Consider the following 16,315-nt stretch of genomic DNA (forward strand, 5'->3'; position numbering starts at 1 on the left):
GTTCACGTCCCTTCGGCCGCTCAGCGCGCGTATTTGGTGAGGTCGATGGCTCTGATCTGCTTCATGTAACCAGCGTTCTCCTTGATCGAACGCTGCACCGACTCGCGCAGCATCTCGGAGGTTCGGACCGAACTCAGGATTTCCTCGAAGATACGGCTTTCAGGGTTGCTCTCTCCCGCACCCCAACTGGCCGTCAGGGTGCTGAAGGCATAGTGCTTGTCCATGATCTTGGCGACTGCCCAGTACGCGTCGAGCCAGGCCTTGTTGGTCTCGTCAGTGTTGCGCTTGCGCACGAAATGCGCCGCGGTGGCGATGACGGAATCCACCTCGTCGAGATCGATCAGATGCAACTCGCCGCGCAGGGCGTGTTGTGCGACCGCCTCGGCGATGAAGGCGTCGGCCTCCCGCGCGCGGATGGTCGCACGCATGTCCTTCCAATCCTGAATGACGTGGGTCGTTTCGTGTACGACGGTCAGCATGCGTGTAATCGGGTCCACGCCCTCGTCGAAGAGATCAAGGGTGTTTCCCTTCGCGGCGTACATGCCGCGGGTGCTTGCGGCGCGCGAAAGCCCGCCGGCCTTGCTTAGACGCACGGTGATGTGCTTCCTGCCGATGAGGTCGCGCACGCCGAGATAGTCGAACGGGGCATAGGTGATCTTGGTGCCCGGGCTCTTGAACAGGATCTTGCCGACGACGTCGTTGCCGAGCGCGGCGTGGACGTGCTTGAGTTCCTCGTCGGTGGTCAGCGGGACCATGTTGAGGTTTTCGGCCTTGCGTCCCCGTTCCACATAAAACCTGAGGCGTTGGCCCGCTCCCTCGGCGAACAGGCTCTCCTCGAACAGGGCGACGAGCGCCTTGCCCTCGTCTTCGGTGATGCGGTGCGCGGGACTGAAGACGGGACCGGCGATGAAGTCGATGTCACTCGCCGTAAGGCGGCGGCTCGTGTCTTCCTTGGTCCGGGTCTTCCACCTGTCGGCGATCGGCTTGTTGAGAGCCGCGACGCGATCGTAAAGCTCACCCATGGTTTGCCCCATTTGAAACGACGAGGGACGGAAGACACAGTGACCGCGGCGGCCTGCCGGGGCTGCTGGGAAACCTAGGATTGGTCATGACCGCATCGCGCATGCTCGGTTGATGTCGAAGGCCGATGCCTCGATCCGACTTCGCATGGGAAGTAGCACAGTTTGATGTCGCACAAACAAGTGTGGTGTTTCCAACATCAAACAATATGGGCGTGACGTCAACCGGGCGGCGGCGACGCGCTCCCGCCCGCCGGTGTTCCTTAGAGTTTTGCCGGTATCACACGTCCAGATTGGCGACGGAAAGCGCGTTCTCCTGGATGAAGTCGCGGCGCGGCTCGACCTCGTCGCCCATCAGGCGGGAGAACAGCGAGTCGGCGTCGGTGGCGTCGTTGACCTGCACACGCAGCAGCGTGCGCACGTTGGGGTCGAGCGTGGTCTCCCATAGCTGCTCGGCATTCATCTCGCCGAGGCCCTTGTAGCGCTGCATGGTCAGGCCCTTTCGCCCGGCGGCGAAGACCGCGGCCAGCAAAGCCAGCGGTCCGGAAATCGTCTCGGACGTATCCTTGCGGCGCAGCACCGGCGGCGTGCCGTAGACTTCCCCCAGCCGGGCGGCGTGGCGGTCGAGAGCCCGGGCGTCGGCCGAGTTGATCAGCGCCATGTCGAGGCCGACGACGTCCTTGACGCCGCGCAGCATGCGCTCGAACACATAGCCGCCCGAGCCGTCGTTGGAGACGGACGTGCTTCCGGTCCAGCCGCGCTCGATGTCCTCGGCAATGGTGTCGAGTCGCTCCGCGACCGCGGCCGCCATCGCATTGGCACTGCCGAGATCGTTGAAAATCTCCGGCTTCAGTGCGCCCGTGATTGCCGCCTGCTCGACAACGCTGCGATCGTAGCGGGTGTGCAGGCCGTTGATCAGCGCGCGCACGCTGAGCGCCTCCTCGATCGCCGCGCGCAGGTCCCGGCCGGTGCGCACCTCTCCGGAACCGAGCGTCAGCGAGGCGTCCTCGATGCCGGAATCGATCAGGAATTCCTCGAAGGCGCTTTCGTTCTTGATGTATTGCGAACTCTTGCCGCGCGAGACTTTGTAGAGCGGCGGCTGGGCGATGTAGAGGTGGCCGCGTTCGATCAGCTCCGGCATCTGCCGGAAGAAGAAGGTGAGCAGCAGGGTGCGGATGTGGGCGCCGTCGACGTCGGCGTCCGACATGATGATGATCTTGTGGTAACGCAGCTTGTCGGCATTGAATTCGTCCTTGCCGATCGATGTGCCGAGCGCGGTGATCAGCGTGCCGATCATGTCCGACGACAGCATGCGGTCGAAGCGGGCGCGCTCGACATTCAGGATCTTGCCGCGCAGCGGCAGGATGGCCTGGTTCTGGCGCGACCGGCCGCTCTTGGCCGAGCCGCCGGCCGAGTCGCCCTCGACGATGAAGATTTCTGATTTCGCCGGATCGCGCTCCTGGCAGTCCGCCAGCTTGCCGGGCAGCGAGGCGATGTCGAGCACGCCCTTGCGGCGGGTGAGCTCGCGCGCCTTGCGGGCGGCTTCGCGCGCCGCGGCGGCCTCGACCACCTTGCCGATCAGCACCTTGGCTTCCGACGGATGCTCCTCCAGCCAGGTGCCGAGCGCCTCGTTGACCAAGCTTTCGACCACCGGGCGGACTTCCGACGAAACCAGCTTGTCCTTGGTCTGCGAGGAGAATTTCGGGTCGGGCACCTTCACCGACAGCACCGCCGTCAGGCCCTCGCGACAGTCGTCGCCGGTCAGCGCCACCTTTTCCTTCTTGGTGAGGCCGGAGGTTTCGGCATAGCCGGTGACCTGGCGCGTCAGCGCGCCGCGGAACCCGGCCAGATGCGTGCCGCCGTCGCGCTGGGGGATGTTGTTGGTGAAGGCGAGCACGTTCTCGTGGTAGCTGTCGTTCCACCACATCGCCACCTCGACGGCGATGCCGTCGCGCTCGGCGCGGATGGCGATTGGCGCCGGGATCAGCGCTTTCTTGGCGCGGTCGAGATATTTGACGAACTCTTCCAGCCCGCCGTCATATTTCAGCTCGACCTGCTTCACGTCGGCGTGCCGGCGGTCGATCAGCACGATGCGCACCCCGGAATTCAGGAAGGCCAGTTCGCGCAGCCGATGCTCCAGCGTGCCGAAGTCGAATTCGACCATGGTGAAGGTTTCGGCGGACGGCGTGAAGGTGATCTCCGAGCCGCTGCGGCCCTCGTAGGTCCCAGGCTGCTTGTGCTGCTCGTAGGTGCCGGTGACGGCGAGCGGCGCGTCGGCATTGCCGTGGGTGAAGCTCATTTCATGGATCTTGCCGTCACGGCGTATCTTCAGCTTCAGCGACACCGACAGGGCGTTGACGACCGAGACGCCGACGCCGTGGAGGCCGCCGGAGACCTTGTAGGAGTTCTGGTCGAACTTTCCGCCGGCATGGAGCTGGGTCATGATGACCTCCGCCGCCGAAACGCCTTCGGAGGGGTGCAGGTCGGTCGGGATGCCGCGGCCGTTGTCGATGACGGTGCAGGAGCCGTCGGGATTGAGCGCGACGGTCACCAGGTCGGCATGGCCGGCCAGCGCCTCGTCGATGGCGTTGTCGACGACCTCGTAGACCATGTGGTGCAGGCCGGAGCCGTCGTCGGTGTCGCCGATATACATGCCCGGCCGCTTGCGGACCGCGTCCAGGCCCTTCAGGACCTTGATGGAATCCGCGCCATATTCAGCGCTGCCGCCGTTGCCGTTGTCTAGCTCGTCGTTCATGAAAGGCTTTCGCTGGAACTGATTTTTATGGGCGTCGAATGCCGCCGATTCGCGCCTCTTTTTTGACATTGCGAATATAGGCGCTTTCCCGCCGTTTTTCCAATCGGCGCGGCGGTTTTCCCTCCCCCTTGGGGGGAGGGTGCCGAGCGAAGCGAGGCGGGTGGGGTCGCTGCGGCCAAACGCCAACGTTGCTTTGCGTCGGAGCGCGGCCGCTATGACCCCTCCCCCGGCCTTCGGCCGGACCCTCCCCTCAAGGGGGAGGGGAAGTCGGCACACTTCCCCCTCACCACGCTGCGGAAATCCGCCCTGGCCATTGAGAAGTTCGGGAAGACGGGCGGCCGTTCGATCGCTCATCTAGTAAATAATCTGCGACCTTGCGGCCGCCCGTCCGGCGCGTGCTTTTGCCGTCCCGTTCCGCTACGATCAACCATCGCCTTACGGCTTTCACCTGCGATCAAGTTGCGTACTGGCAGACATACTCCAGGTTGTGTATGTGGGAACTCTTGGGACAGCCCCCGGCCTTCGCGGCCACGTTAGCCGCTATCTCCGGGACGCCGGTTCCTCCCCGCAAACCACCGTCATGATCGGCGTCCCCGCGGGAGAAACTGCCGACGAGTATGCGCGTGGTTTTGGGGAGGGGGATGAAAATTTTCCTCGACGGCATTTTTTCACTTCGGGCAGGAAAGCGGGTCAAGCAAACACAAGGGCTTGGCTGGGCTGCCGCAAAAAAATATCGCCTTTTGCGACAAATTCTTTCCCCGTTTTGCGCAGGAAATCCCGGGGACAGTTTACTCAATTCCAGGTTCAAGCGCTGCCGCGGCGGCAGTGCGGGGACCGGAATTGAGTAGACTGTCCCCGGATTCCAGGCGGGAAGCGGGACCGATTCCTCGCTGTTCCATGGTGTCGCATGTCGCGGGCGCCTATCTTGTGCAAAAGTCAGTCCGGATCGACCCGCCATGGACACATCGCCAGCCCCGTTTCGCCCTCCGGCGCCCGTGCCTCGCACGCGGCCGCCCTCCATGCTGGAGATGATCCGCATCATCTACCGCAACCCGCTCGAACTGTGGGGCGAGCCCTCCTACAACCAGCCCTGGATTGTTGTGAACGGCGTCGGCGGGCCGTTGGTGATCGCCAACGATCCCGGCCTGATCCGCCACGTGCTGGTCGACAACGCAAAAAACTACAAGCTCGCCACCGTGCGCCAGAAAGTGCTGCGGCCGATCCTGCGCGACGGGCTGCTGACGGCGGAAGGGCAGGTGTGGAAACGCTCGCGCAAAGCGATGGCGCCGGTGTTCACGCCGCGCCACATCTTCGGCTTCGCCAAACCGATGCTGGAGCGGACGCAGGCTTTCGCCGAGCGCTATGAAAACGTCGCCGGCACCGTGGATGTCGCCCACGACATGACGCTGCTGACCTTCGACATCATGGCCGAGACGCTGTTCTCCAACGAGATCGCCGGCTCGCCCGGCTCGTTCGGCGGCGAGATCGAGCGGCTGTTCGAGACGATGGGTCGCGTCGATCCGCTCGACATTCTTCGCGCGCCGGACTGGCTGCCACGCATCACCCACATTCGCGGCCGCCGGACGATGAGGTTTTTTCGAATGATCGTCAGCGACACGGTGGCGATGCGCATCGAGCGCATGGAACGCACGCCCGACGACGTGCCTGAGGATTTCCTGACCCTGCTGCTCAATGCCGAGGGAGAGGACGGGCTGACTCGCCAGGAGGTGGAGGACAACATCATCACCTTCATCGGCGCCGGCCACGAGACGACGGCCCGCGCGCTGGGCTGGACGCTCTATTGCCTGGCCGAGGCGCCGTGGGAGCGCGCGCCGATCGAAGACGAGATCGACCGGGTGACGAAGGCCGAGCCCGACCCGGTGAAGTGGCTGGACCTGATGCCTCTGACGCGCGCGGCCTTCGAGGAGGCGATGCGGCTCTATCCGCCGGCGCCGTCGATCAACCGCGAGCCGATCGTGCCGGAAACCTATGAGACGCTAAAAATCCCGCGCGGCGCGCAGGTGCTGGTGATGCCCTGGGTGGTGCACCGGCACAGAAAACTGTGGGACGACCCGAACGCCTTCCTGCCGTCGCGCTTCCACCCCGGCAACAGGGAGAAAATAAACCGTTTCCAGTATCTGCCGTTCGGGGCGGGGCCGCGCATCTGCATCGGCGCGAGTTTCGCTATGCAGGAGGCGGTGATCGCCCTGGCGGTGCTGTTGTCGCGCTTCCGCTTCGACACGGTGGCCGAGACCAAACCCTGGCCGGTGCAGAAGCTGACCACGCAGCCGCAGGGCGGCCTGCCGATGCGGGTAACGCGGCGATAGAGTCGCTCAGTTGATTTCTCCTGCAAGAATGAGTATCTATGTTTTCAGGAGAAACGACATGGAAAGCTTGCATTCCCCACGACCCTCCGCCGGCGCAGTGGCGTCCAAGGCGCTGATGCGGGCTGCCGAGTTGCTCGGACTGTCGGCAAGGGAGCTGTCCGCAGTGATCGGTCTTTCGGAAGCGAGCCTCTCGCGGCTGAAGAAAGGCGACGCCGCCGTGCGGCTAGCCGGCAAGCCCTATGAACTCGCCCTGCTGTTCATCCGGCTCTACCGCTCGCTCGACGCCATCATGGGCGGCGACGACGAGGCGTCGCGGCGCTGGATGCGCGCCGAAAACACCGCCCTCGGCGGCAGGCCGATCTCCAGGATCACGACCATAGACGGGCTCGCCAATGTCCTTGCCTATCTGGACGCCCGGCGCGCTCCGGTCTGAGGCGAAGCCCGCCCAAGGCTCGTGCTGGCGGCTGGTCGAGGCGCAGCACCGCGTTTCGACGATGAAGCTGGTCGACACGCTGGACGAGCAGCAGCTTCTGGAAGAGGAACTGGAGCGCACAAAGCCGCCGGGCCCGGCGGAGTGCCGCCACCTGCACTATCTGATGTCGACGCCGTTCCGCTACGGCCGCTATCCCGGCAATTCACGCTTCCGGCGCGAGGGGTTTTCGCCCGGCGTCTACTACGCGGCGGAGACGGTGGAGACGGCGGTGGCCGAGACCGTGTTCTACCGCCTGCTGTTCTTTGCCGAGAGCCCCGATACGCCGTGGCCGCGCAACCCGCTGGAATTTACAGGCTTTGAAACGCGTTATGCCGTCGAAGCAGCAATCGACCTCACGGTTGCGCCGCTTTCGCGCGACGCGGCGCGCTGGACCGATCTTGCCGACTATTCGGCCTGCCTGGCGCTGGCCGACGCCGCGCGCGAGGCGGGTATCGGCATCATCCGCTACCGGTCGGTCCGCGATCCGTCGGGCCGCGCCAATCTGGCGCTGCTGACCTGCCTGGCCTTCATCGAGCCAAAACCCTCGGCCTACGCCACCTGGCGCGTCTCGCTTTCGGCGCGCCAGGCCTATGCGATCTGCGACTGGCCGGAGCTGCGCCTTGCTTTTTCGGTCGAGGATTTTTCGGCCGATCCGAGGCTGGAGGGCCTGCGCCGGCGTAGCGGATAGTGCTGCATCAGTTCCGCCCGTAAAAAATGTTCTCGACATGCACCGGCCAGCGCCAGGGCAGCACGGCGACGAGGTCGAAGCGCATGGAGAGGCGGGCGTGGTCGCGCTGGCGGGTCAGCCAGAGGTCGGCCGCACCCTCGATGCGGCGCTCGGACGGGTAGGAGATCGCCTCCATCGCCGCCATCAGCGTTTTTCGCGCCTTGACCTCGACGATCAGCACGAGGTCGCCGCGCCGGGCAATCAGGTCGATCTCGCCGAGCGGCGTGCGGTAGCGGCGGGCAACGATGCGGAAACCCTTGGCCATGAGGGCGAGCGCGGCCAGCCATTCGCCGCGGTGGCCGCGGCGATAGGCTTTTCGGCGGAAGATGACGTCATCCGGACGCATCCGCCTTCAGATCCATGAGGCGGCGGTAAAGCTCCGGCTTGCGGCCGCCGGTCATGCGCGCGGCCTCGGCGGCCGCCTTTGAGGCCGGCATCTCGGCGGCGAGCGACAGCAGCAGGCGATCGACATCACCGGCGTCGAGCGGGGCTTCGGCGGCGGGCGGGCCGATGCAGACGACGATCTCGCCCTTCGGTGTGTCGGCGGCGGCGTATTGTGCGGCCAGGTCCGGCAGCGTGCCGGTGCGCATCTCTTCAAAAGTCTTGGTGAGTTCGCGGCCGACCGCCGCCTTGCGTGCACCGTAGATGTCGGCCATGGCGACGAGCGTGTCGGACAGCCGGCGCGGCGATTCGAAGAAGACCAGCGTTGCGGGAACGGTCTTCAGTTCCTCCAGCCGCGTGCGGCGCTGCCCGTCCTTCACCGGCAAAAAACCGGCGAACAGAAACGTGTCGGAAGGCAGGCCGGAGGCGGTGAGGGCCGCGAGCACGGCGGATGGGCCGGGGATCGGGATGACGCGAACGCCGGCGGCCAGAGCCTGCTCGACCAGCCGGAAGCCGGGATCGGAGACCAGCGGCGTGCCGGCATCCGACACCAGCGCGACGCGCTTTCCCTCGCTCAGGGCCTCGATGAGTTTTGGCCCGGCCTCCGCCGCATTGTGCTCGTGATAGGGGGTCGGGCGCTGGCGGATGCCGTAGCGGTCGAGCAGCACGCGGGTGACCCGCGTGTCCTCGCAGGCGAGCACATCGGCGGCGGCCAGCGTCTCCAGCGCGCGCAAGGTGACGTCGCCGAGATTGCCGATCGGCGTGGCGACCAGATAGAGCGCCGGCTCCAGCGGGCGGGCTGGAATTTCGGCCTGTCCGACGACGAAGGCGCGGATTTTAACGGTGTCTTTCACGGGGCTGAAACTCGCATCTGCGCTATGTGCCATGCGCCGCCCGTCGGAAGCAAAGAAGATTGTTTTCGCGCCGCAATTTTACCGTTGTTTCGGAACGATAAGGCCGCTTGCCCGTTTATCCCGGCTCTTGGGAGAATTTTTATGGAATCGCTTCAGATCCAGGACGCGTTCGCGCCCTATTATGCCGCTCGCCCCGCAAAAACCGAAAAGACCGCAAAACGCCTCCTCGACACGGACGCAAGGACAGCCCAGGTTTTCGAGACCAGGGCGCGGCTCGAGGCCTGCCGCGACCGGCTGGCGCGCGCCATCGCCGCGGCGAAGGCGGACCGCCAGTAATCATGCCGGCGCGGTTCGACGCCTTCGTCGGCCGGATCGCCGGCGCCCCATGCGCCGCCTCAGGTCCGCTGGGCGATCAGCACCGCCCCACCCGCGACAAGCACGACACCAAGCCAGTTGAGAAGGGTCAGCCTTTCGCCGAGAAACAGCGCGGCGAAGACGGCGACGAGGACCACGCTCAGCTTGTCTAGCGGCGCGACCTGCGCGGCGTTGCCGAGCTTGAGCGCGCGAAAATAGCAGAGCCAGGACGCGCCGGTCGCCAGCCCCGAAAGCACCAGGAACAGCCAGGTTTTTGCGCCGATCTCGCCCGGGGCCTGCCACTGGCCGGTGGCGGCGACGATCGAGGCTATCACCGCCAAGATCACCAAGGTGCGGATCAGCGTGGCGAAGTCGGGATTTATGCTGCTGACGCCGACCTTGGCAAAGATGGCGGTGAGCGCGGCGAAGGCGGCGGACAGGATCGCCCAAAATTGCCAGGAGCCGGCCACTAGTGCCTGACCTTGGAGTTCATGCAGCCAGCGACTTTGCACGCTTGAGCGCCGACGCATCGGGCTTTGGTGTTACCTTCGAGGGTTTCACGCCTTTGTCGATCTTGTAAATAAATCCCTCTACGATATATCCGTCATCAAAAGGCATGCCAATAACCCTCGTTGTATTATTTACGAGATTTATATTTTTTGATGGATCATAGTATTCTGGAATTTTATTGACGAAGTTATTGGAGGTATTCACAATGGTAATCACCCTGAGTGGAATGGGTGATTGTGTCGCAATGAGGATCTTGTCCACAAATCTGATGACTGTTGTCGGTCCATATGTTTGAACATCCGGTGACGCTAGATAAAGCTGCCAGTCGAAGGCTTCGCGTAAATTGAGCCAAGCGGCGACCGCGATCGGCAACCCGGCCCGCTCCAGCGCCTCAAGCAGATCGCGCCCGCCGTCGAAGTCAGGCCCTACCAGCGGTGTCTTATCCATGGGAGCACTCCTGTTCCGCGCCGGGCGACGGCATTCATCATGTTCGTGGCCTCCTGTTGAGTTGAAGCCACGTATCGTGAATTGATGCTCCAAGCTCTGACAGTCGCCCAATTCTCGCGAAATGCAATGGACACAGCCTCTTGCGCCGCGAGATCGATTCCAAGACCGGCGAGCTTGGCCAACGCAGCCAAATTATGGCCGTTGCGATAGATGTCGTCCACCAGGTTCTTGTCCGGAAGGTCGTTACTTCGGAACAGCGCGGCTATCCTGGCTTTCAAGGCGCATTCAACGGCTATGCCGGCGAGATGGTAGGCCATGTCATAGTGTGCGTTCGCCAGAAGCGTGGCCGCGCTCCGTTCGAACGCCCGCGATCGTGCCTTCCATTCCTCTCTGGTCATCGCCCGCCCTCAGCAGGGAGATTAACCTGGGCCGTTGAAGAAGCAACTCCAGCGTGAGATTTGGCCGTTACCGCGCCAGATCCGCCACGACCGCGTTGAGCACGACCATGCCGGCCGGGGTGGCACGCAGGCGCGAATTGCCGATCGAGGCGACCAGGCCCTCGTCCTGCAGGATGGCCAGCCGCTCGGAGGAGAGTTCCCGGCCGGAGAGCCGCGCATACCGGTCGAGGTCGATGCCTTCGGCCAGCCGCAGGCCCATCAGCAAATATTCGTCGGCCTCTTCCGAGCGGTTGAGGATTTCGCCGTCGACGACGCCGTGACCGTTGGCTTCGACCAGGTTCAGCCAAGTTTCCGGGGTCTTTTCCGTCACCGTCACGACGCGGCGGCCGTTCTCGACGAAGCGGCCATGGGCGCCGGGACCGATGCCGGTATATTCGCCGTAGCGCCAGTAGATCAGATTGTGCCGGCTTTCCGCGCCAGGCCGGGCATGGTTGGAGATTTCGTAGGCGGGCAGACCGCGCGCCGCGGTCACAGCTTGCGTCAGGTCATAAAGGTCGGCTGCAAGGTCCATGTCGGGCATCGCAATCTTGCCGGCAGCATGCAGGGCGTGGAAGCGGGTGCCTTCCTCGATGGTGAGCTGGTAGAGCGACAGATGGTCGGCGGCATAGCCGATCGCTTCGTCGAGTTCCGCCTCCCATGCGTCCAGCGTCTGTCCCGGACGGGCGTAGATCAGGTCGAAGGAGAGGCGGGGGAAGATGTCGCGGGCAAGGCCGATCGCCTTCAGCGCTTCCTCGACATTGTGCAGGCGGCCGAGGAAACGCAGGTCGGCATCGTTCAGCGCCTGCACGCCGAGCGAGACGCGGTTGACACCGGCGGCTCGGTAGCCGCGGAACCGCTCGGCCTCGACGGAGGAGGGATTGGCCTCCAGCGTGATCTCGATGTTTTCCGGCACGTTCCAGTGTCGCGCTATCGCGTCGAGAATGGCGTCCACCGTCTGCGGCAGCATCAGAGACGGCGTGCCGCCGCCGAGAAAGATGCTGCTGACGCTGCGCGGACCGGTGCGCTCGCGCATTGCCGCCATCTCGCGCTCGAAGGCCGCGGCGAAACGCGGCTGGTCGACCGGCTGATGGCGAACATGGCTGTTGAAGTCGCAGTACGGGCATTTGGCCGCGCAGAACGGCCAGTGGATGTAGACGCCGAAACCCGGATCGTCCGCGCCGATCATCGGATCACGCCGAGCCAAGTTTCGCCCTTGCGAATTTCTGGAAGGCGCGGGCGCGGTGCGAAAGCGCGTCGGCCTGGCCGGGTTTCCAGCCGTGCTTCTCCTCCGCAGTCATCTCGCCGAAGGTGCGCTCGTGGCCGTTCGGGACGAAGACCGGATCATAGCCGAAACCCTTGTCGCCGCGCGGCGGCCAGACGAGATGGCCTTCCGCCTCGCCTCGAAAATATTCGGCCTCGCCGTCCGGCCAGGCGAGGCAGATGACGGCGACGAAACGGCCGGTGCGTTGTGCCGGTTCTGTCGCGCCGACCTCCTGCATGGCGACCTCGGCCCGTTGCATGGCAAGGCGGAAATCACGGCCGCCGTCAGGCGTTTCGGCCCAGTTGGCGGTGTAGACGCCGGGCTGGCCGCCGAGCGCATCGATGCACAGGCCGGAATCGTCGGACAGTGCCGGCAGGCCGGTCGCCTTGGCCGCCGCCAACGCCTTGATGTAAGCGTTTTCCTCGAAGGTCGTGCCGGTCTCGTCGGGCTCGGGCAGGCCAAAATCCTTGGCCGAGCGCGCCTCTATGCCGAAGGGCGCCATCAGGTCGGCGAACTCGCGCAGCTTGCCGCCATTGTGGCTGGCGACGACCAGTTTTTTCTCGGCCAATGGGCGCATCAAAGACCCCAGATCCTCGGCTCGGCGAATTCGATCGAGTTGCCGGACGGATCGCGAAAATAGATCGAACGGCCGCCATTCGGCCATTCGAAATCCGCCTCGATGGCGATTCCCTGACCTTCGAGCCGGGTTTTCCACCGCTCAATTTCTTCCGCGCTGGCGGAGAAGCAAAGATGACCCTGACCGGCGGCGCCATGCGGCGGCACGGGCAGTTTTGCAGCCGGCGGGGGAGGGATTTTTGTCGCCTCGGCATTGAAGAGCAGAAGCACGCCTTGGCCGCAACGGAAGAAGACGTGCCGTCCATTGACGCGGGCGATCAGCGACAGGCCGAGCACGTCGCGGTAAAAAGCCTCTGCCGCATCGAGATCAGTTACATAGAGCGCGGATTCGAGGATGGCGGAGGGGGTCATTTTTTTGCGACCCTTCCTGATTGAGCCGCATTCGGCCAACACCCCTCATCCGACCTCGCTTCGCTCGGCCACCTTCTCCCACAAGGGGAGAAGGTGGAGTTTCGCCCCGACCTTGCCGCCAATTGACGGCGTTGGAGATTTGCGGAGACGGAAAAGCAGCGCTCCCTCTTCTCCCCTTGTGGGAGAAGGTGGCCGAGCGAAGCGAGGTCGGATGAGGGGTGTTGGCCGAGCACAAACGTCTCCGAACTACGCCACCGCCATCTGCTGCAAATTCACCAGCCGCGAGATGCCCTTGCGGGCGAGCGCCATCAGGTTGGCGAATTCTTCCTCGCTGAACGGCGCGCCTTCCGCCGTGCCCTGGATCTCGACGATGCCGCCCTTGCCGGTCATGACGAAATTGGCGTCGGTGCCGGCGGCGGAATCCTCGACATAGTCGAGGTCGAGCACCGGCTGGCCGTCATGGATGCCGCAGGAGATCGCGGCGACGTGATCCTTCAGCACCTTCGACACCGTTGTCATCTGGCGCGTCTCCATCCAGCGCAGGCAGTCGTGCAGCGCCACCCAGCCGCCGGTGATCGCGGCGGTGCGTGTGCCCCCATCGGCCTGGATGACGTCGCAGTCGACGGTGATCTGCATCTCGCCCAGCGCCTGCAGATCGACCACGGCGCGCAGCGAACGGCCGATCAGCCGCTGGATCTCCAGCGTGCGTCCGCCCTGCTTGCCGGTCGATGCCTCGCGGCGCATGCGCTCGCCGGTGGCGCGCGGCAGCATGCCGTATTCGGCGGTGACCCAGCCGCGCCCGGTGTTGCGCATCCAGCCCGGCACCTTCTCTTCCAGGCTGGCCGTGCACAGCACATGGGTGTCGCCGAATTTCACCAGGCAGGAGCCTTCGGCATGTTTTGAGACGTTGCGCTCGAAGGAGATGGCGCGCATTTCGTCGAACTGTCGTTTGGAGGGACGCATCAGGCTTCCTAGGGATCGGATTCTTCGGCGGCTTGTAGACCCACGCCTGCGACAGCGCAAAGGATTTCCCCCCGCATGCCACGGCGGTTGTGCTGATGGCCTCCGCAACGATATGATCCGGTTCGGAGTTCCGCACCGCCATGAACAAACCGCTGGCCGATCCCACACTTCAGACGCTCGACGCCCGCTCGCGCGACATCTTCCGCCGCATCGTCGATTCCTATCTTCTGGACGGCGAGCCGGTGGGTTCGCGCAGCCTGTCGCGGATGCTGCCCGCCACGCTGTCGCCGGCGACGGTGCGCAACGTCATGAGCGACCTCGAACAGCTCGGGCTGATCTATGCGCCGCATATCTCGGCCGGACGCCTGCCGACGCAGAGGGGGCTTCGCTTCTTCGTCGATGCCTTCCTCGAACTCGGCGACCTGACGGAAGAAGAACGCCGCTCGATCGACACCCAGCTCAAGGCGTCGGGGCAGGGGGTGTCCGTCGAGCAGATGCTGACGGAGGCCAGCCAGATGCTGTCGGGCGTCTCGCGCGGCGCCGGCCTGGTGCTGGCGGCGAAAAGCGAGGTGCCGCTGAAGCACATCGAATTCATCCAGCTTGAGCCGCAGCGGGCGCTGGCGGTGCTTGTCTCGCAGAACGGGGATGTCGAGAACCGCGTGCTGGAACTGCCGGCGGGTGTGACCACGTCGCAGATCCAGGAAGCCTCGAACTTCCTCAACGCCCACATCCGCGGCCGCACGCTGGCCGAGGCGCGGAGCGATATCGCGCGGGTCAAGGAGGAGATCAAGGCGGCGCTGGACACGCTGTCGCAGCAATTGGTGGAAAAGGGGCTGGCTGTTTGGGCAGGCGCCGAAAGCGGACTGCCGGCCCGGCTGATCGTGCGCGGACGCGCCAATCTGCTGGAGAATGTGACGGCCCAGGCCGACCTCGACCTGCTGCGGCACCTGTTCGAGGACATGGAAACGCAGGACGGCATGATCCAACTTCTCGACCTCGCCGAGGCGGGGTCGGGCGTGCGCATCTTCATCGGTTCGGAGAACAAGCTGTTCTCGCTCTCCGGCTCGTCGCTGGTCGTCGCGCCCTATCGCGACAAGGATGCGCGCGTCGTCGGCGCGCTCGGCGTCATCGGCCCGACGCGGCTGAACTACGCCCGCATCGTGCCGATGGTCGATTATACGGCGCAGTTGATCAGCAAGATGTTGCGGTAAGCTTCTTTGACGCACGTAATCGAGACGTGACCCAGGCATCCGATCCGGTATAGGCTGCTCGATACGAACGGGCGAGGCGGGAGGCTGTGATGGCTCTGGAACAGATCAAGGCGCAGATCGCGCTGTTGCTGGAAGAGATGGTCAACCAGCCCGAGGACGCGCACGAGGTGCATGAGCGGGTGCGCGAGAAGCTGATCGAACTTCGCGCGCTGGGCATGCCGTTGCCGCAGGATCTGGTCGAACTGGAGCAAATGCTCGACGAAGCCGGGTACTGAACCCGCCGCTGCCGTGTTTCGACGGGGCCAGGTCCGCGGCTATTTGCGCGTTCCGTTGAGCGTCATGTCGAACTGCACGACGTTCGAGTAGATCGGCGTGCCGACATCCATGCCGTAGGGCGAGCGGTAGATCGAGCCGGTGACGCGGAAGGAGATGGCCTTGCCATTGCGCTTGCCGACCGTCGCCTCGAACTGCGCCTTTCGTGACTTGCCGCGTGCCGTGAGCACGCCGTCGATGCGCGCCCCGTCGTCGCCGGTCCTGGTCACCGAGGTCGAGCGGAAGGTGATCTCCGGATGGTTGGCCACGTCGAACACCGCGTCGGAGCGCAGAAAATCCTCCATGCGCGCCTGGTTGGCCTTCACGCTTTTCGGGAAGAGCGTGATGGTCACCTTCGATTTCGAGACGTTGCTGCCGTCGATGCGGAAGGAACCGCTGTAGGAGCCGAAGCTGCCCTTGATGCCGCCGCCGCCGACCTGGTCGACCTTGAAGTTGATTTTCGAGGAGGAATCGATGCGGTAGTTGCCCGCCGCTTCCGACAGCGCGTCGGCGGAGGCGGGCGCCGACGGCAGGAGCAGGCTCGCGGCAAGAACCCATCCTGCGAGCTTGCCGGCGCTGGCCGGCGTGGGGACATGGTCAGACATCGTCGTTGGTCTCCAGGGTGACGCGATGCGTCGCCGGCCGTGCCGCCCGGCCGGGCAGCATGCGGACAAGCACGTCGTCGCGCAGGACAAAATGATGCGCCAGCGCCGCCGCCGCGTGGCCGATGGCGAGCATGCCGGCGCCGTAGGCCAGAAGTTTGTGCGTTTCGCGCCAGAAAGCTTCCGCTTCATCGGAAGGCGTCAGCGGCAGATGCGGCACGACCACGAGGTTGAAGGCGAAGCTCGGTATGCCGAGCGTCGAGGTCGACGCCAGCGCCCAGCCGGCCAACGGCACGGCGAGCGTTGCAATGAGCAGTGTCCACTGAACCGTCTCCGCGGCGACGCGCTCCACCCGGGACAAGGTGGCCGGCGGTTGCGGCCGGCCGGCGGCAAGCCGCCAGAGCAGGCGCAGAAACGCCAGAATGAGGATCAGGAAGCCGAAGGATTTGTGCCACTGGATGAGTTCGAATTGCAGCGCCAGGCTTTTGACCTGCTCCATCGAGAAGCCGAAAACGATCTGCCCGAGAAACAGCAGCGCGATCGTCCAGTGCAGGGCGATCGCGACGATGCCGTAGGTGTTTTCGTGATAGCGCGGCATGTTTTGTCGGGCGCCGGTTCCGTTCGGGTTCACCCGAGACTAACGCGCCGTGCGCCGCGCGTCTTCCGGCGGATCGCCGCCTGCCGCTCACGAGATCG

General features: G+C 64.6%; 20 protein-coding genes. 7 read left to right on the top strand and 13 right to left on the bottom strand.

All coding sequences use genetic code 11. The features are described from left to right. Nucleotides 1–20 precede the first annotated feature (20 nt). Nucleotides 21–1,022, bottom strand: coding sequence for a hypothetical protein (locus RB623_RS04485; RefSeq protein WP_308055566.1), 1,002 nt, complete (start codon nucleotides 1,020–1,022; stop codon nucleotides 21–23). A gap of 277 nt (nucleotides 1,023–1,299) precedes the next feature. Further along, complete coding sequence (gene gyrB / locus RB623_RS04490) at nucleotides 1,300–3,774, bottom strand: DNA topoisomerase (ATP-hydrolyzing) subunit B (RefSeq protein WP_308055567.1); 2,475 nt, start codon at nucleotides 3,772–3,774, stop codon at nucleotides 1,300–1,302. 641 nt (nucleotides 3,775–4,415) lie between these two features. On the opposite strand from gyrB, the gene RB623_RS04495 reads away from it, so the two are divergent. From RB623_RS04495 to RB623_RS04510, 4 genes are all read left to right on the top strand, one after another. Next, entirely contained in the window at nucleotides 4,416–4,622 is a 207-nt protein-coding gene (locus RB623_RS04495; protein WP_308055568.1) for a hypothetical protein, read from the top strand. A gap of 108 nt (nucleotides 4,623–4,730) precedes the next feature. Further along, a complete protein-coding gene (locus RB623_RS04500; RefSeq protein ID WP_308055569.1) occupies nucleotides 4,731–6,101 on the top strand; it encodes a cytochrome P450 in 1,371 nt (456 codons plus the stop codon). Between the two features lie 58 nt (nucleotides 6,102–6,159). Then, nucleotides 6,160–6,534 carry an MbcA/ParS/Xre antitoxin family protein gene (locus tag RB623_RS04505; RefSeq protein ID WP_308055570.1) on the top strand — a complete coding sequence of 125 codons (375 nt, stop codon included), beginning with the start codon at nucleotides 6,160–6,162 and terminating at the stop codon, nucleotides 6,532–6,534. Further along, entirely contained in the window at nucleotides 6,494–7,261 is a 768-nt protein-coding gene (locus RB623_RS04510) for an RES family NAD+ phosphorylase (protein ID WP_308055571.1), read from the top strand. Before RB623_RS04505 ends, RB623_RS04510 begins: the two co-directional genes overlap by 41 nt. 7 nt (nucleotides 7,262–7,268) lie before the next feature. Here RB623_RS04510 and RB623_RS04515 read toward each other — a convergent pair whose 3' ends face one another. Then, nucleotides 7,269–7,646: a YraN family protein gene (locus RB623_RS04515; protein ID WP_308055572.1), complete on the bottom strand. Its 378-nt coding sequence runs from the start codon at nucleotides 7,644–7,646 to the stop codon at nucleotides 7,269–7,271. Then, nucleotides 7,633–8,535, bottom strand: a complete 903-nt coding sequence (rsmI, locus tag RB623_RS04520; protein ID WP_308055573.1) for a 16S rRNA (cytidine(1402)-2'-O)-methyltransferase — start codon at nucleotides 8,533–8,535, stop codon at nucleotides 7,633–7,635. The genes RB623_RS04515 and rsmI overlap by 14 nt, the downstream gene beginning before the upstream one ends. 141 nt (nucleotides 8,536–8,676) lie before the next feature. Here rsmI and RB623_RS04525 point away from each other — a divergent pair, with 141 nt between their 5' ends. After that, the gene (locus RB623_RS04525) at nucleotides 8,677–8,871 is read left to right on the top strand and encodes a hypothetical protein (protein WP_308055574.1); all 195 of its coding nucleotides are present in this window, start codon (nucleotides 8,677–8,679) and stop codon (nucleotides 8,869–8,871) included. A gap of 59 nt (nucleotides 8,872–8,930) precedes the next feature. Here the strand turns inward: RB623_RS04525 and RB623_RS04530 are convergent, their stop codons facing one another. The 7 genes from RB623_RS04530 to rph form a co-directional block, all read right to left on the bottom strand. Further along, the gene (locus tag RB623_RS04530) at nucleotides 8,931–9,359 is read right to left on the bottom strand and encodes an EamA family transporter (protein WP_308055834.1); all 429 of its coding nucleotides are present in this window, start codon (nucleotides 9,357–9,359) and stop codon (nucleotides 8,931–8,933) included. A gap of 19 nt (nucleotides 9,360–9,378) precedes the next feature. After that, complete coding sequence (locus RB623_RS04535) at nucleotides 9,379–9,846, bottom strand: hypothetical protein (RefSeq protein WP_308055575.1); 468 nt, start codon at nucleotides 9,844–9,846, stop codon at nucleotides 9,379–9,381. Next, nucleotides 9,825–10,244: a hypothetical protein gene (locus tag RB623_RS04540; RefSeq protein WP_308055576.1), complete on the bottom strand. Its 420-nt coding sequence runs from the start codon at nucleotides 10,242–10,244 to the stop codon at nucleotides 9,825–9,827. Before RB623_RS04540 ends, RB623_RS04535 begins: the two co-directional genes overlap by 22 nt. A gap of 67 nt (nucleotides 10,245–10,311) precedes the next feature. After that, nucleotides 10,312–11,469 (bottom strand): radical SAM family heme chaperone HemW, encoded by a 1,158-nt coding sequence (hemW, locus tag RB623_RS04545; protein WP_308055577.1) that lies wholly within the window; start codon nucleotides 11,467–11,469, stop codon nucleotides 10,312–10,314. Between the two features lie 4 nt (nucleotides 11,470–11,473). Next, nucleotides 11,474–12,121: an RdgB/HAM1 family non-canonical purine NTP pyrophosphatase gene (gene rdgB / locus RB623_RS04550; protein ID WP_308055578.1), complete on the bottom strand. Its 648-nt coding sequence runs from the start codon at nucleotides 12,119–12,121 to the stop codon at nucleotides 11,474–11,476. Further along, the gene (locus RB623_RS04555) at nucleotides 12,121–12,531 is read right to left on the bottom strand and encodes a VOC family protein (protein WP_308055579.1); all 411 of its coding nucleotides are present in this window, start codon (nucleotides 12,529–12,531) and stop codon (nucleotides 12,121–12,123) included. The genes rdgB and RB623_RS04555 overlap by 1 nt, the downstream gene beginning before the upstream one ends. 246 nt (nucleotides 12,532–12,777) lie before the next feature. Further along, entirely contained in the window at nucleotides 12,778–13,494 is a 717-nt protein-coding gene (rph, locus tag RB623_RS04560; protein ID WP_308055580.1) for a ribonuclease PH, read from the bottom strand. Between the two features lie 140 nt (nucleotides 13,495–13,634). Between rph and hrcA the strand changes: the two genes are divergently transcribed. Both hrcA and RB623_RS04570 read left to right on the top strand, forming a co-directional pair. Further along, nucleotides 13,635–14,705 (top strand): heat-inducible transcriptional repressor HrcA, encoded by a 1,071-nt coding sequence (gene hrcA / locus RB623_RS04565; protein ID WP_308055581.1) that lies wholly within the window; start codon nucleotides 13,635–13,637, stop codon nucleotides 14,703–14,705. A gap of 89 nt (nucleotides 14,706–14,794) precedes the next feature. Continuing rightward, nucleotides 14,795–14,980 (top strand): hypothetical protein, encoded by a 186-nt coding sequence (locus RB623_RS04570; protein ID WP_308055582.1) that lies wholly within the window; start codon nucleotides 14,795–14,797, stop codon nucleotides 14,978–14,980. A 39-nt stretch (nucleotides 14,981–15,019) separates the two neighbouring features. Here the strand turns inward: RB623_RS04570 and RB623_RS04575 are convergent, their stop codons facing one another. Next, nucleotides 15,020–15,622: a YceI family protein gene (locus RB623_RS04575; protein ID WP_308055583.1), complete on the bottom strand. Its 603-nt coding sequence runs from the start codon at nucleotides 15,620–15,622 to the stop codon at nucleotides 15,020–15,022. Further along, on the bottom strand, nucleotides 15,615–16,217 hold the full coding sequence (locus tag RB623_RS04580; RefSeq protein WP_308055584.1) for a cytochrome b: 603 nt from the start codon (nucleotides 16,215–16,217) through the stop codon (nucleotides 15,615–15,617). Before RB623_RS04580 ends, RB623_RS04575 begins: the two co-directional genes overlap by 8 nt. Nucleotides 16,218–16,315: the final 98 nt, after the last annotated feature.

Source organism: Mesorhizobium sp. LHD-90 (genome assembly GCF_030929505.1).
GTDB lineage: Bacteria > Pseudomonadota > Alphaproteobacteria > Rhizobiales > Rhizobiaceae > Kumtagia.

Excerpts from the sequence above, each read along its gene's own strand:
- hemW (WP_308055577.1), bottom strand. The coding sequence starts at position 11,469 with ATGATCGGCGCGGACGATCCGGGTTTCGGCGTCTACATCCACTGGCCG.
- rdgB (WP_308055578.1), bottom strand. The coding sequence starts at position 12,121 with ATGCGCCCATTGGCCGAGAAAAAACTGGTCGTCGCCAGCCACAATGGC.
- RB623_RS04500 (WP_308055569.1), top strand. The coding sequence starts at position 4,731 with ATGGACACATCGCCAGCCCCGTTTCGCCCTCCGGCGCCCGTGCCTCGC.
- hrcA (WP_308055581.1), top strand. The coding sequence starts at position 13,635 with ATGAACAAACCGCTGGCCGATCCCACACTTCAGACGCTCGACGCCCGC.
- RB623_RS04485 (WP_308055566.1), bottom strand. The coding sequence starts at position 1,022 with ATGGGTGAGCTTTACGATCGCGTCGCGGCTCTCAACAAGCCGATCGCC.
- RB623_RS04540 (WP_308055576.1), bottom strand. The coding sequence starts at position 10,244 with ATGACCAGAGAGGAATGGAAGGCACGATCGCGGGCGTTCGAACGGAGC.
- RB623_RS04535 (WP_308055575.1), bottom strand. The coding sequence starts at position 9,846 with ATGGATAAGACACCGCTGGTAGGGCCTGACTTCGACGGCGGGCGCGAT.
- rph (WP_308055580.1), bottom strand. The coding sequence starts at position 13,494 with ATGCGTCCCTCCAAACGACAGTTCGACGAAATGCGCGCCATCTCCTTC.
- RB623_RS04580 (WP_308055584.1), bottom strand. The coding sequence starts at position 16,217 with ATGCCGCGCTATCACGAAAACACCTACGGCATCGTCGCGATCGCCCTG.
- RB623_RS04515 (WP_308055572.1), bottom strand. The coding sequence starts at position 7,646 with ATGCGTCCGGATGACGTCATCTTCCGCCGAAAAGCCTATCGCCGCGGC.
- RB623_RS04505 (WP_308055570.1), top strand. The coding sequence starts at position 6,160 with ATGGAAAGCTTGCATTCCCCACGACCCTCCGCCGGCGCAGTGGCGTCC.
- gyrB (WP_308055567.1), bottom strand. The coding sequence starts at position 3,774 with ATGAACGACGAGCTAGACAACGGCAACGGCGGCAGCGCTGAATATGGC.
- RB623_RS04575 (WP_308055583.1), bottom strand. The coding sequence starts at position 15,622 with ATGTCTGACCATGTCCCCACGCCGGCCAGCGCCGGCAAGCTCGCAGGA.
- RB623_RS04510 (WP_308055571.1), top strand. The coding sequence starts at position 6,494 with ATGTCCTTGCCTATCTGGACGCCCGGCGCGCTCCGGTCTGAGGCGAAG.
- RB623_RS04570 (WP_308055582.1), top strand. The coding sequence starts at position 14,795 with ATGGCTCTGGAACAGATCAAGGCGCAGATCGCGCTGTTGCTGGAAGAG.
- RB623_RS04555 (WP_308055579.1), bottom strand. The coding sequence starts at position 12,531 with ATGACCCCCTCCGCCATCCTCGAATCCGCGCTCTATGTAACTGATCTC.
- RB623_RS04495 (WP_308055568.1), top strand. The coding sequence starts at position 4,416 with ATGAAAATTTTCCTCGACGGCATTTTTTCACTTCGGGCAGGAAAGCGG.
- RB623_RS04525 (WP_308055574.1), top strand. The coding sequence starts at position 8,677 with ATGGAATCGCTTCAGATCCAGGACGCGTTCGCGCCCTATTATGCCGCT.